Origin of the sequence: Cylindrospermum stagnale PCC 7417, assembly GCF_000317535.1 — a bacterium.
GTDB lineage: Bacteria > Cyanobacteriota > Cyanobacteriia > Cyanobacteriales > Nostocaceae > Cylindrospermum > Cylindrospermum stagnale.
This window is the reverse complement of the sequence record NC_019757.1, coordinates 4,102,156-4,114,741: the sequence shown is the minus strand read 5'-3', so window position 1 is coordinate 4,114,741 and position 12,586 is coordinate 4,102,156. Positions and strand designations below refer to the sequence as shown.

14 protein-coding genes, 1 tRNA gene and 1 pseudogene are annotated in these 12,586 nt (G+C 42.9%); 9 read left to right on the top strand and 7 right to left on the bottom strand.

From position 1 onward, the window contains the following. Positions 1–81: 81 nt before the first annotated feature. Complete coding sequence (locus CYLST_RS17180) at positions 82–2,373, bottom strand: protein phosphatase 2C domain-containing protein (RefSeq protein ID WP_015208994.1); 2,292 nt, start codon at positions 2,371–2,373, stop codon at positions 82–84. Positions 2,374–2,469: 96 nt separating this feature from the next. Between CYLST_RS17180 and CYLST_RS17175 the strand changes: the two genes are divergently transcribed. Then, a complete protein-coding gene (locus CYLST_RS17175) occupies positions 2,470–2,718 on the top strand; it encodes a hypothetical protein (protein WP_041233144.1) in 249 nt (82 codons plus the stop codon). Between the two features lie 368 nt (positions 2,719–3,086). On the opposite strand, the gene ndhM is transcribed toward CYLST_RS17175, so the two are convergent. After that, positions 3,087–3,434, bottom strand: coding sequence for an NAD(P)H-quinone oxidoreductase subunit M (gene ndhM / locus CYLST_RS17170; RefSeq protein WP_041233143.1), 348 nt, complete (start codon positions 3,432–3,434; stop codon positions 3,087–3,089). A gap of 958 nt (positions 3,435–4,392) precedes the next feature. Here ndhM and CYLST_RS17165 point away from each other — a divergent pair. Together CYLST_RS17165 and CYLST_RS34620 are read left to right on the top strand one after the other, a co-directional pair. Continuing rightward, positions 4,393–4,677, top strand: coding sequence for an Npun_R1517 family heterocyst differentiation transcriptional regulator (locus CYLST_RS17165; protein WP_015208992.1), 285 nt, complete (start codon positions 4,393–4,395; stop codon positions 4,675–4,677). Positions 4,678–5,050: 373 nt separating this feature from the next. Further along, positions 5,051–5,209, top strand: a complete 159-nt coding sequence (locus CYLST_RS34620) for a hypothetical protein (protein WP_157162603.1) — start codon at positions 5,051–5,053, stop codon at positions 5,207–5,209. A gap of 119 nt (positions 5,210–5,328) precedes the next feature. Here CYLST_RS34620 and CYLST_RS17160 read toward each other — a convergent pair whose 3' ends face one another. Both CYLST_RS17160 and CYLST_RS17155 read right to left on the bottom strand, forming a co-directional pair. Beyond that, a complete protein-coding gene (locus CYLST_RS17160; RefSeq protein WP_015208991.1) occupies positions 5,329–6,024 on the bottom strand; it encodes a response regulator transcription factor in 696 nt (231 codons plus the stop codon). A gap of 269 nt (positions 6,025–6,293) precedes the next feature. Beyond that, the gene (locus CYLST_RS17155) at positions 6,294–6,668 is read right to left on the bottom strand and encodes a hypothetical protein (RefSeq protein WP_015208990.1); all 375 of its coding nucleotides are present in this window, start codon (positions 6,666–6,668) and stop codon (positions 6,294–6,296) included. Between the two features lie 483 nt (positions 6,669–7,151). Here CYLST_RS17155 and CYLST_RS17150 point away from each other — a divergent pair, with 483 nt between their 5' ends. Then, positions 7,152–8,300, top strand: coding sequence for an extracellular solute-binding protein (locus CYLST_RS17150; RefSeq protein WP_015208989.1), 1,149 nt, complete (start codon positions 7,152–7,154; stop codon positions 8,298–8,300). Positions 8,301–8,397: 97 nt separating this feature from the next. Here CYLST_RS17150 and CYLST_RS17145 read toward each other — a convergent pair whose 3' ends face one another. Both CYLST_RS17145 and CYLST_RS17140 read right to left on the bottom strand, forming a co-directional pair. Beyond that, positions 8,398–8,898 (bottom strand): hypothetical protein, encoded by a 501-nt coding sequence (locus CYLST_RS17145; protein WP_015208988.1) that lies wholly within the window; start codon positions 8,896–8,898, stop codon positions 8,398–8,400. 158 nt (positions 8,899–9,056) lie between these two features. Beyond that, a complete protein-coding gene (locus CYLST_RS17140; protein WP_015208987.1) occupies positions 9,057–9,836 on the bottom strand; it encodes a class I SAM-dependent methyltransferase in 780 nt (259 codons plus the stop codon). A 36-nt stretch (positions 9,837–9,872) separates the two neighbouring features. Here CYLST_RS17140 and CYLST_RS33450 point away from each other — a divergent pair. The 5 genes and pseudogenes from CYLST_RS33450 to CYLST_RS17120 form a co-directional block, all read left to right on the top strand. Continuing rightward, positions 9,873–10,321: pseudogene (locus tag CYLST_RS33450) on the top strand (LysR family substrate-binding domain-containing protein); the annotation flags it as partial. Positions 10,322–10,374: 53 nt separating this feature from the next. Beyond that, positions 10,375–10,611 carry a DNA-directed RNA polymerase subunit omega gene (locus CYLST_RS17135; protein ID WP_015208986.1) on the top strand — a complete coding sequence of 79 codons (237 nt, stop codon included), beginning with the start codon at positions 10,375–10,377 and terminating at the stop codon, positions 10,609–10,611. 93 nt (positions 10,612–10,704) lie between these two features. Next, positions 10,705–11,352: a hypothetical protein gene (locus tag CYLST_RS17130; RefSeq protein WP_015208985.1), complete on the top strand. Its 648-nt coding sequence runs from the start codon at positions 10,705–10,707 to the stop codon at positions 11,350–11,352. 34 nt (positions 11,353–11,386) lie between these two features. Further along, positions 11,387–11,752, top strand: coding sequence for a DUF1818 family protein (locus CYLST_RS17125; protein WP_015208984.1), 366 nt, complete (start codon positions 11,387–11,389; stop codon positions 11,750–11,752). A 112-nt stretch (positions 11,753–11,864) separates the two neighbouring features. Next, a tRNA-Pro gene (locus tag CYLST_RS17120) sits at positions 11,865–11,938 on the top strand. 49 nt (positions 11,939–11,987) lie between these two features. Here CYLST_RS17120 and CYLST_RS17115 read toward each other — a convergent pair. Beyond that, a complete protein-coding gene (locus CYLST_RS17115) occupies positions 11,988–12,548 on the bottom strand; it encodes a type IV pilin-like G/H family protein (RefSeq protein WP_157162602.1) in 561 nt (186 codons plus the stop codon). Between the last annotated feature and the right edge of the window lie 38 nt (positions 12,549–12,586).

Sequence of the window (12,586 nt, the reverse complement as noted above, 5' to 3'; positions counted from 1 at the left end):
AACAATTTTTCCAGGCAAAATTTCTACCTAGTGAATTTTTGACTCCGATTGTTACCTGTATTATTTCAGGTTTTTACCAGTTTATCGAGTCTTTGGCTCAGTTGGATTGCTATCGATTTGACCATCTAGTTCTTGTGGTTGACTAACCGATGGTTGATCACATGGACTTGGTTCGTCGGATTGTAAAACTGACACCCCAAAACGTTGTAGCTGAGACAAATCAAACAAGACTGTTTTCTCTGGTTTCGTTACAGACTTTGATTTAGCTGGCCCTGTGGTGGATGGTGATGAAGTTGAACAGACCCGCAGATTCACAGCCAAGTCACCAGCAGCTTTGGGTTTTGGGTTTGTGCCGATAACTTGTAAAAAACTACCAGTAGGAAAAGATTCCTGATTGTTCAAGCTTATTTGAGTGTTGGTTTGAATTACCCAACCGATTGCGAGGTTAGCAAGATTTCGTGGTGTGGGTGTTGCTTCGGTAGTGGGATTGGGAGTTGTCTCTGGATTGACGGGAGTTGAAATCGTGAAGGATGGCGATCGCAGTTGCATCACCCAGAAACCCGCTAAACCAGCAGCTACAGCCAATAATAAAGGAACTATCCAATGTAGCGGCAATTGGGAAATTGTGTTCGGCTTGCTGTCTGGAATTACTTTGGTTTTCTGGCTGGTGTGGTCTGAGTCGGTTCCATCTGTCGTTCTTGGCGCTAAATCAGCCGTTGTAACTGAGACACTGTTGGCAAGATCTGCTGTGATGCTTGACTCTGGTTCAGAATATTTGGCTTGATAGTGTACTAAAGCGATCGTGACATTGTCGTGTCCATTTTTAGTATTAGCAATTTCTACTAATTTCTCGGCCACATTTTCGACATTTGTTTTCCCAGTCAGGATGGGTAAGATTTCTGTTTCCCAGTAATCCTCCACACGATCAAAATCAGTCAAACCATCGGATGCCAGTAGGAAAACCGCATCTTCGTCGAGGATAAACCTTTGGGAAGTCGGATGCAGTGAGGTGCTCTTACTCATCCCTAAAGCCTGCACTAAAGAGCCAGCACCACCTTGTTGCACAGCATCACGATAGATGGCATAACCCAACCGTACTTCGCGGGAAGCAACATCATCATCAAGAGTAACTTGATAACAGCCGTGGCGTGTAATCCAGTAGGCACGACTATCGCCGACATGGGTAATGTACATGGAGTGGGCAATTGGCAATGCCATCACCAAGGTGGTTCCCATGCGTTGACGCCCTTGGCGTTTTTCGTTGTCGTTGCGCTGGCTGATTTTATCATTCACAGATGCCACTGCCAATTCTAAGTCAGAGAGCAACAGTGAAGGGTCTATGTGGTCGTAGGGAACCGATGTTAGTTGCTTGACTTGCTGCTGGAGGGTTTCAATTGCTAAGGCTGATGCTACATTACCTCCCTCATGCCCACCAATGCCATCACAGACAATAGCTAAGGCTATCTGCTGCGGTGGTTTACTCACAAGGTTGCCAGCGGGGGGGTAACAGGCATCTTCGTTACGTTGACGGCTGGGGCCAGTATCCGTTTTGGTGAAAATTTTAAGCGAACTTGTTTGCGTCAGCGTTGTTCCTCCGGAGGAGGCTCGCCCTAATTCTGCCAGTCCTCGATCTAAAACTGTAATTAGTTGCTCAGATGAATTGATCTCTCCCTGAATCAGTGCATGGCTAATTTGCTGCACAAATTCAGCTATGGCTGGCTGCGCTTCTGACGCTAAAGGCAGCCAAAATTCACCTAATTGCGATAGTGTTGGGGCTGTAATTGAGTCAACACGCAATTCCAATAAGCGTACTAATGACCCTTCTACCCTTAATAAATAAGGGTCGATTAAGCTTGAGGCTGCCCCTTCGCTCAAAAGCGGTTGCCATAAATGAGCTATTTGCCACAAATAATTGATTTGGCGGAGCGATGAAGCATCACGCCAAGCAGTGGTAAACTCGCTGCACAGATTTACTTGAGTTGGTTCGCCATCAGTGTCGAGCGGCGGTTTTTCTAATAGTAATATTTCTTTTCGGGATTGCCCCTGGGCCAGAAGCAGCACTCCATATACCTGTGGTATGTGTAAGCGGTAGGGAATTAGCCTCAGATAAGCGCTGATTGCCTGTAAATCATCTAACTCAGGCGTTAGGGGTGATAAACTCGGTCTGGTATCTAAAACGATGGATGTACTGATAACTAAATAGCGATCGGCTAATATTTCTCCAGGGCTACTCAAACTCAAACCATCTCCCACAGCCCAGAGATAACGTTTAGGTATGGGTGTGCGGCATTGCTGGCAAAACTTGTGGTTCAAGGGGTTAGCAGCCTGACAATATTCATTTGGGCAGTAGAGCGTTGGCACGTCTTCACTCATAGTTGTCGCACCGATCAGCGATAGGCAATTTCTTCAACAGCAATTGGCAGCAGCAATCTAGGCCACTCATATTTCTTGAACTCGACATATCCAACTGTGGATCGTGATTTTGGCTGGCAACTACCAGCAGGTGCTAATACTTATTTACTACCTACTTATCCAAAGAACACGCTCCTAAGTCAACTCTATAGCCTCATCATAGCTGCTAATGCCCTGTTGACTCGACCTAGACAAAGCAACCAAATTCCACCCTGTCACCAAAGCATAACCCAAGCACAACTGCGCTATCTGCTGTTAGTTAATTATTCCATCATCAAGCGGCAGATAATGCTGGAATTTCTTTAGTTTATAAGTAGGTGGGCATTAATTAACTTTAATTAAAAATTAATAGAGCTGACTGATTAGCTAATCAAGGGCTACAGAGAAGGTTAAATATAGATCATATATTTTTGATTTTATTCAGCATTTTCCAAGTTGACAAACCCCGAAATTAGGTGAAGGTTGTGGCAGAGCGAAACAGTCATCCACATTTGCGCTGACTGTTTTGAAAATTCTTTGCTCAGAGAAAAATAATTGAACAAATTTCTTCTTAGGTAGTTTAATGATTAGGCAGTTCTTATTGAGACTTGCTATTGCGGATTTGGTAGAGGTAGTAATTTGTCCCTAAGTAGTTAAGAGTTAAACAATTGCATAACTCTTAACTAAGATTGATTTTATTCAGTTGCTACTTGGGGTAGTCCCATGCTGTAGTTAGTGACGCGGCTAGACAGATTGTAGCTAATTTCGCCTTTTTGGAGAAGCGATCGCAGATAATGCTCCAAGTCAGACCCAATCCGGCGTAAGTTATAGTCTGTTAAATCTACGCCACTAGATGCTTCTACTAGTTCATCAAACTGGCGATAAACCTTTTGTAGTGCATCTTCATTCCAGTTGAATTCGTTGTCTGGATCAACATCTAACGTTAAGACATGATTACTGGGAACCAGTTCATCTTGGTTCATTTCCGCCGCAAATATGCGAATATGGCGGGTTGTGGACTTGAGCAGCATCGGGTTGTCCATAAAAAGGGTGTAAGGTTTGGGTTAATGAAGAAGGAAATCACGTTGACAATCGCCCCGGAAAACAGCGCGGGGGATTCTTGGGGACTTCCAATCTACTTACCATAGTAGGTTGCCGAACTATGCAAGAGGTAGATTTACAAGCTTTTACCTCATTTCAGTAGTCAAATTCTGCATTTGGTGGGTACTTTTCAAACTATTAACTTTGGTGATCTGGTATTTGGTGCGGCAAGATCCCGCGATAGTAGACTTTACCAACAAAGGCAGAGGGCTTGATTCGAGGATGTCGTGGGTAGTTTGTCTTTCATCCCACCCGTGAAGGATACTTTACCTAGAAATTCAACACAATTTCCGGGTTTAGCGGGTAGGCGAATCCAACTTCTTGCTCTATTTTGTAGGGTTGTTGGCTAGAATAATTTGATTCGGTGTATATATATATTGTCCTGCAAAACACAATTTTTACCCCTCATAACTTTGCTCATTAACTCCCCCTGAATTTGCTGATGAAAAAAAGGTACATCTAGTAATTTTACGTAATTGCGGCATACCGTCATCTATCTTTCAGCCAATGGGAAAAATACAGCGTTTTTACTTACGTATAAACACCAGAAAGCTAGTAATAAGTCAAACTGTTATTGACGTTTAGATGAAGTTGATGTAAAAACCTTTAAAAAGCACTTGCAACTTCTTACAGAAACTTTATTGTACAGAAACTGAAAAACTGAATAATAGTTTATGGTTTATTTTAGCCATAACCGGCACAGAAACATTAAACCCAAGACAGTGTTGGTCTAGGTGGCAAAAAACAACACAGGAGAGTGAAATAGAATACCAATGTTCTGGATGAAGACAAATTCTTAATTCAAAACACTTTGGATTCAAAAAAAAAATCTAGAGAATTTTTGCTGGAGATCTAGCTTCTCACCCTGATGACCACCAAAATAAAGGAATCCTCAAAACTATGAACTCCAAAGCATTACCGCGCCAAATAAATAATCTCGAAGTGGGTGTTTATGAGTGCGAAATTCATCTCAAATTCCGTTTGATTGAGGAAAAAAGTCTATTGGGCGATCGCGAGCAACTGTTGCAGGTGCTGCTAGATGCTTTGACTGAGGGGTCTGACGACTTTCTGGAGACGCTGCAAGCCTCTGTGAAGGCGCAGGAGGTTTCTGAGTTCAAAGCCTCACCGCAAATGCGACGCCAACTGATGCGCTTACGGAATTTCGCCGACAGCAATAGTCAATAATTAAATTTGCGTAGGGGCAAATTGTGCCAAGCACATTGAATGGTGAATTCATTTTAAGTTTGCCCATGACTATTTATGCTGACAACAAATTTGGCTTGAATAACCTGAGTACTACGGTTACAAGCTGGGTATTACCTGCGGGAAGCTAAGAAAAGCGTCTACAGTAGCCCTGACCTTTTGCACGCAGAATCTACTTGGCTACTTACTGATACATTCAAGCCTTGCTTCCAAGGTGGGCTAGGGTTTTTAAAGAATCATGTTCCCGGGAAATTGTAAAATACCAAAGTTGCGCTGCGATTTGAAAAAAAAATTAGCTAGTAACCTTTTTCGTTAATTATTTGACAAAAGAGAATCGAGAAGCCGACAAGCAAGGGTGTCTTCAGACCTGAGTGTCGGCGAACGAGCGGTTAAAACCGCCTTGAGAGATATTCAGGAAAGTCCATATGTGTTAAGACAGGTTACAGCCATAGCTGGTCCGCAAATTCAACTGGGTGCATTTTACCGATTTTTTATCTGTATAGCTGGTAATTAAGTAATTCAGTAATCGGTTAGCACCCAATTACCGAAAATTAAAAGCAGACTTTTGTTCGGACTCAACCAACAAGTCGAATTTTCGCGAATTGTAGAAGAGCGTGCGTGTTAGGGGGTCTGTCAGCTAGCTAAACCATGTTCTAGAGCAAAACGAACTAATTCTGTGCGGCTATTCGTGCCAGTTTTACTAAACAAACGGCTAACGTACTTTTCAACATTGCGAACGCTGGTTTCTAAGCGACGGGCAATTTCTTTGTTCATCAACCCTTCAGCTACCAAATTTAAAACGCTTTGCTCTCTGGGGGTCAAATCGATTTTAAACGGGGCTGGAGATTGAGAGATGGCATTTCTTTGGGTTAACAAAGCCTTAATTTGGGCAATCTGATTGGCTAGTTCCGCAATATCGGGGGTTTCACTCTCTTCACCCTGAGCCTGAGACTTAGCTGTGCGGCGTACCAGCAAGTTTTCGATGATTGCTACTAACTCATCTGGATCGAAAGGTTTGGGCAAATAGGCATCAACACCAGCTTGATAGCCTTGAATGCGATCGCCTGTCATTCCTTTAGCAGTTAAGAATACTACTGGGAGGGCTTGGAAGCGGGGGTCATTTCGCAGTTGCTTGAGGAACTGATAGCCGTCCACCTGGGGCATCATGATATCAGAAATCACTAAGTCCGGTGTATTTTGCTGCATCAAATCCCAACCTTCACGGGCGTTACTGGCGACTCGAACGCTGAAACCGCTTTCTTGCAAATAGTCTTTTACAGCTTCCCTCAGTCCCGGTTCATCATCCACCAGTAACAGTTGTGCTGACATTTAAAGTTTCCTTGAGTTTACCTTTTTCCAATTTAGCGAAACTTGGTAGGTATTGGACAAAAGGGAGAGAATTAGTGGTGATGCTCCTCTAAGGGTGAGTAAAGTAGCAGATGAAACCGCATGCCCTCCCAAGCCTTGGGAACTTGGATACACGCAGACAGATACGGAGAAGCCTTGGATGAGCGAATATATTTTAGCTTTCTAATGGGGCTTTCCGTTTGCCTGATGCGGAATGGAACACTAGGAATGATTTTTGCTCAGGAAGTCCTTTAGTGAATTCTCTCTCTCAGTAATTGTTCTTCTAAGGCAGCAATGCGATTGTAAGCTGCTGTTAATTGTGCTGTTAGTCGTTGTATTTGAATTTCTGGTGTAATTTGCTTATCTCCAGCTTGACGATTCATGTCTGGATACATGCCGTCTGTCAATATATCCTTGTGTTCTAATTCTGGATTAAAACTGAGATGCCCTTTAAACTGGTAACGCCCAGCCTCGTTATTTTCTAAATCATTATTCCTGGCCTGTGTTTTATCTAAGGCGCACTCAGATAAAGCTTGAGAAACTTTTGTGTCAAGTTGCTCCATCACCTGGTGAAGGGCATCCAGTTTCTGGCTCAAAGTCAGGACTTGCTTTTGTAATGGCTCCATTTAATACCTTTATTCAAAGATTTTCTCTATGTTATGCACTTTACTGAGAATCTTAACCATACTTATGAATTATTTAACTTTTCATGTTTTGGCGATACTTAAGCCCTCGACCATAGGTATTAATCAATGTTTAGGATAGGTATTTAGACAGATTTTTTTGGGGAAAAAGGTGATTTTTTGGCTAGATAAATGCCAAAAAATCACTAAATTTAGGGCAAACTTAGTCAATATATTCATAATTTATGCAGATTTTGTCAGGATTTCTGATAAAAGAGAGCTTCACTTCATTTTTACGTAAGTCCTGAATCAATCAGAAAAGTCCAAAAGCCGCCAAAGCGATCGCTATTTTGCCCTCAAGTGGCATAAAAGTGTGTTTAAAGAACTCATGGGTTACCAAAGAAGAGGAGCTACACTGTTTTCAGAGCCTCTACCCAAGCTGGCCCTTAGCTGAATATTTAAATAGAATTAAAAATCTCAAAATCGATGGATCGACGGTCTTTTTTGCTAGGTACAAGTGGTCTGGCAGTTTCGCAACTGCTAATTGGGTGTGGAGGAAAGAACCAATCGCAACTCAATGTGCAGCTATTAAAAGGTTCTATACCTGGTCAGGTGGTTAATCAATTTCACAAAAATTTGCAGCAAAAGGTACAGTTAAAGTTTGCGCCAATTGAGCAGATACAGGATTTATTTCAGCAATTGCAAAGTTGGCAGCATTCGCCAAAAGCCAGTGATCAAGAGGGATGGCGTCGTTATATCCCCTGGTCACAAGGTAAAAAAGTGGCGATCGCTGATTTAGTCACATTGGGAGATTATTGGTTAAAAGCAGCAATTGAGCAGAAGCTGATTCAACCGCTGGAAGTAGAACAGGTAAAACAGTGGTCTGTTTTAGATCAAAAGTGGCAGAAACTGGTGCAGCGCGACGATTTAGGGAACCTGAATCCTCAAGGAAAAGTGTGGGGTGCGCCTTACCGTTGGGGTAGTACGGTGATTGTTTATAACCGTGAAAAGTTTGAAAAATTGGATTGGCGTCCGAGGGATTGGAATGATTTGTGGCGAGATGAGTTGCAGCAGCGCATTTCCCTACTCAATCAACCAAGGGAAGTAATCGGTCTGGTGTTAAAAAAGCTAGGAAAATCTTACAACACAGAAAATCTTGACCAAATACCTGAATTGCAAACTGAATTACAGAAATTAAACCAACAAGTAAAGTTCTACAGTTCTAATAACTACTTAGAACCGCTAATCATCGGGGATACTTGGCTAGCGGTTGGTTGGTCAAGTGATATAGTACCGCTTCTTGGGCGTTATCCCCAACTCACTGTAGTTATTCCTCAGTCAGGAACGGCAATTTGGGCTGACTTGTGGGTACGCCCGACAGGTGTTGGTAAAGCGTCTTTACCATATCAATGGATTGATTTTTGTTGGCAACCAAATATTGCCAAGCAGATTTCTCTGTTGACCAAAAGTAATTCGCCAATTTCTACAAATATTGTGGCATCAGATATTCAAGAACCATTACAAAACCTATTATTGACTAATCCACAAATTTTCCAAAAAAGTGAATTTCTGCTGCCTTTATCTCTATCAGCAACAAAGCAGTATGAGTCTTTGTTCTCTAAACTTAAGGCTTAAATTGGGGAAAAAGGTAATTGGTAATTGGTAACTGGAATAGACAAGAAAGAGACTTATTCAAGAATTTTCCCTTGTCAGCCAGTCTCCAGTAGCCAATCTAGGAAGTACGCCGTAACCCTATCTTGGTTTGATTACCCATCTGGATTCTGCATAATTCTGGACTGGTGCTAAAGTTGCAAGTGTAAGTTGCTAAGGGTTCTTGTTGATAGTTGAAAACTCGGACGTTGTAACCGAAATTTCGGGATACGCTACCCAAACGATTGACAAAATCGTAGCGCTCTACATAATCTAATAAAGTCCAAATTTGCTGATTCACTATCAAGTCTACACGTGCAGATTCTTTCTCAGAAGCTGGATAGGCTATCCAGTTATCCAACAGTTTGTTTTCTGAGTTTTCTTTTGCCCACCATAAACTGGGAACGGTTAATTTTTCTGGGTTAATGGTGTCGGCTGTGATCACAGAAGCTTTTGGCTTAGTTAAGAACTCTAGTTCTAGAGGCGCATCTGATGGTAGCGGTACTGTTTGTGCGGGTGAGGGCGGGATTGGTAATAAGGAAATTGTTGTGAGGCTGATGGTTAGTAGGAGTGGAAGGGACATTTTGCAACCAAGCACTTGATGTCTAAACATAGCTGATACCATTTGGGATTGTGGATTAATCTGCTATTCGGTTATGGGTAAAGGGTAATGAATTTTCACCAATACCCAAGAACCCATTTCAATAATTACCGTTGCTATTTGGTGACGATCTGCATAATTTAAAGTTTAATGGCAACGATGCGAATTCGCCGATAGTCGGCTGTCCAGGTTCCCGCATGATACAGCGTTGGTTTAAGGTGTTTCTCAACAGTGCGAATTACTTGTATTTGTTGCTCAACAGATAGCCCTGCAAGGAAAGCGCTGGCAAACATCTGAATCCAGTTCGCCATACCTGTTTCTCCCTCTGCTAGGGGAGTGGGACGAGAAAATAAGTTGGCATAGATAACATCAAAACCTTGTTTTTCCAGTAGGGTGGCGTACTCGCCAATACTGGGGAAATACCAGGGATTAAGCGCTTGTGGTTCAGGAATAGCGATCGCATCCAATGTAGTTTCTAAAGCTTTAGCGATCGCATCCACATTGCCCTTACCGCCAAACTCAGCCACAAATCGTCCCCCTGGTTTTAGGGCTTGATGAATAGAAGCGATCGCTTTTTCTGCCTCTTTCACCCAATGTAGTGCAGCATTAGAAAACACCGCATCCAACGGCTGGGTTACTCGAAAATTCTGGGCTTCAGCAACATCAAAGCGCAAATGCGGATAGTTTTGTCTTGCCTTTTGAATCATCGTCGGGGCGTTATCGATTCCCATCACCTCAGCCCCAGCTAAGGCAATTTTTTCCGCGAGTTGTCCGGTACCACAGCCAAGATCGAGAATTTGTTCTCCCGGCTGAGGGTTAAGTAATTGTAATAAGTCCTCGCCATACTGCCACACGAAGGCGTGTTTGTCTTCATACAGGGCACTATCCCAAACATTCTTGGCTAGGGAAATATTAGTCATAAACGGTGAAACCAGATAATTTTGCTTTGCCATAGATTTAGCTGGGAGACAATTTTTCAAGAATCGCTGATAGTCGCGCTTCCAGAAACACATTCGCTAGCTAACCAATCTGATATTAGTTGGCGATCGCTTACCGATGAACCATTTATTTTATTTCCCAGAATCTTAGCGCCCGGACTCTATGACTTAATTATCAGTCTTTGCCAGCAAGCAGGCTTTAGTCCCAAGGTGACACAATTCGCCATTCAGATGCAAACCATAGTTAGTCTAGTGGCGGCTGATAGGTGGCGATCGTACCCGCATCTTTGCAAAACCTGCAACGGACTGGGGTAGTATATAAAACTTTGCCAGAAAACACCTCAAAAGTTGCGATCTGCTGAAAGCAGCAGCGCTTCGCTATCGCCGTAATTTGGCGACCAAATGAATCATCCCCAACCCTACAGCGATTTCTGGAGATCGTCAGACTTGCCGAGCAAAATTGGTAAACCCCTATTTCAGTGCTGCTAAACTGATTTAATAACCCCAAGAACCAATAACTATGCTTAAGCGTTCTAAGTTCGAGACAACCCAGTCCCAAGTGATGCAGCGTGCCGAGGAACTGATCAGTGCTGCCTCAAATCGCTACCGCATTACGGTTCAAGTGGCAAATCGTGCCAAGCGTCGGCGTTATGAAGACTTTGAAAATAACGAAGATGCAATGATGAAACCCGTACTCAGAGCAATTATCGAAATGTCTGATGAACTAACTCAACCAGAAATAATCGGCGAACTATAAAAAACGGCTCTGTAAAATAGTGCTGAGTTGAAAGTGCAGTGTGCTGAATCAAAATAAAGCTTAACAGCACTTTCAACTCAGAATTTATGCTTTATGGAAAAGAAAAAACTTCTGCCTTGGTCAATTCTCCAATCGATATTTTTGCAGATTAATTCAGTACTTAGAACTCAGACGAACGCCATAATTATTGCCTTAATGGTGGTAAGCGTGATTGTTTTGGGTTCAGGAACAGGCAAATCAATCAATACAAGTTTACTCAGCATCCAACCCGCCGTAGCCCAGAGAATCAGTCCTAGCGACGTTTGGCAGCAAGTGTATCAGCAATTGCCCGACCTCCCCCAGGAAAATAAATATATCAGTAAAGAGTCTGGGAAAACTGAGGAAAATAACACCTTGATCAGTCGGCTGATTCGCTATCACATTTATGTAAAAGGGCGATCGCCAATTTATCGTTTAGATTGGAAACTGACTTTGGCAGATTACCTGAATGCCAATGAAGTTATGTATGAAACTGCCTATCCAGGGAGTGACACATTGCGGGAAAATCCGATAGATGGCGATCGCGCAGCTATAGCCCGCTTCAGCCGCCGCCAGCGAGATACCCTAGTGCAAGTCTTAGTTAATATCTTCAATCCTAATTCTCAAAACACACTCACCCCTAACCCCATCACCACACCCAGTCCGAATACCTCCACCACCCCACAGCGTCCCCAACGAGGAGGCGCAGAACTCTTGAAATAATTTGTAGTTGGTTGATTAATTTTGAATTGCTGAGATGGAACGTCTAGTTAAAAGTGGAACTGGTTGGCGTATCGGCTGGAACCCCGACGCAGTTGAATTTAAAGGCTTAGTTGGTACAGACGACTGGGCAATTGAGTTAACCGAAGCCGAGTTAAATGACTTTTGCCGACTGTTGGCAAGATTAGCAGACACCATAAAGCAACTGGCAACGGAACTAATGGATGAAGAGAAAATTGCCTGCGAAGCCGAAAGCGATTTATTGTGGATGGAGGTAGAAGGCTATGCCCACGCCTACAGTTTGCGCTTCATCCTGAATACAGGACGAGGTGTGGAAGGTCAATGGAATGCATCCGCAGTCAGCGGTTTGTTGCAAGCCACCATAACGCTGAAGGTTTTTTAAATAAAAGTTGTAATTTTCCTTGACCTTGTGCTATTCTTGGGAAAGTGACTTAATCAGCATTAGATTCAAAAATTTGGAAAAATCCAAAATCCAGAATCTAAGATTAAGTAAACGGGGCGTAGCGCAGCTTGGTAGCGCGCCACTTTGGGGTAGTGGAGGTCGTGGGTTCGAATCCCGCCGCTCCGATTGAGCAAAAAATTAACCTGCTAGTCTTTTCAAAAGATTGGCAGGTTTTTTAACGGGGAAGGCTGCTGGTACCATCACCGCAGGCAAGAACACCATTTTGATAGGTTGGATCAGCAGGGCGGCTAGTAGTAAGAGCATTTGCTTGACAGATGATGGCAACTGTCCCCAGTCCATCCTGAGGATTTTGAGAATTTTTGGTGGGAGTAGGTAAAGTAAACACAGCACCAACATAAGTTTTAACGGGCCTCCTATCAAACAATCCCTCAGAAACATACTCTCGCCGAGCAATTGCATAATTATACGCAGCTTTATCAGTCACACGAATAGAGTAGTTGTAGTTGGGTGTTTGAGTTTTGATGCCAAGTTGTAAATCTTTGATCGAACTAGCAAAATTTCTGTATTCCAAAAAATTTGCCTGTTGTCCACGGTTCATAGCGCCAATGTAAATTTTTCCTTCCGCTGATGTCAGTTTAGTTTTGCTGCTGATCAAACTAGGAAGTGCGATCGCGCCTAAAATCCCCATAATCATGATCATAAACAGAAAATCCCAAGCAGTAAAGCCTTGATCGGCATTCTTCTGGAGTAAATTTGATAAAAGTCTATTAGTCATAAAGAGTGTTTTTTCTCGTCTTGTAATACTCAAACCCA

Excerpts from the sequence above, each read along its gene's own strand:
- CYLST_RS17130 (WP_015208985.1), top strand. The coding sequence starts at position 10,705 with ATGGAAAAGAAAAAACTTCTGCCTTGGTCAATTCTCCAATCGATATTT.
- ndhM (WP_041233143.1), bottom strand. The coding sequence starts at position 3,434 with ATGGACAACCCGATGCTGCTCAAGTCCACAACCCGCCATATTCGCATA.
- CYLST_RS17150 (WP_015208989.1), top strand. The coding sequence starts at position 7,152 with ATGGATCGACGGTCTTTTTTGCTAGGTACAAGTGGTCTGGCAGTTTCG.
- CYLST_RS17160 (WP_015208991.1), bottom strand. The coding sequence starts at position 6,024 with ATGTCAGCACAACTGTTACTGGTGGATGATGAACCGGGACTGAGGGAA.
- CYLST_RS17135 (WP_015208986.1), top strand. The coding sequence starts at position 10,375 with ATGCTTAAGCGTTCTAAGTTCGAGACAACCCAGTCCCAAGTGATGCAG.
- CYLST_RS17155 (WP_015208990.1), bottom strand. The coding sequence starts at position 6,668 with ATGGAGCCATTACAAAAGCAAGTCCTGACTTTGAGCCAGAAACTGGAT.
- CYLST_RS17115 (WP_157162602.1), bottom strand. The coding sequence starts at position 12,548 with ATGACTAATAGACTTTTATCAAATTTACTCCAGAAGAATGCCGATCAA.
- CYLST_RS17145 (WP_015208988.1), bottom strand. The coding sequence starts at position 8,898 with ATGTCCCTTCCACTCCTACTAACCATCAGCCTCACAACAATTTCCTTA.
- CYLST_RS17165 (WP_015208992.1), top strand. The coding sequence starts at position 4,393 with ATGAACTCCAAAGCATTACCGCGCCAAATAAATAATCTCGAAGTGGGT.
- CYLST_RS17180 (WP_015208994.1), bottom strand. The coding sequence starts at position 2,373 with ATGAGTGAAGACGTGCCAACGCTCTACTGCCCAAATGAATATTGTCAG.
- CYLST_RS17140 (WP_015208987.1), bottom strand. The coding sequence starts at position 9,836 with ATGACTAATATTTCCCTAGCCAAGAATGTTTGGGATAGTGCCCTGTAT.
- CYLST_RS17125 (WP_015208984.1), top strand. The coding sequence starts at position 11,387 with ATGGAACGTCTAGTTAAAAGTGGAACTGGTTGGCGTATCGGCTGGAAC.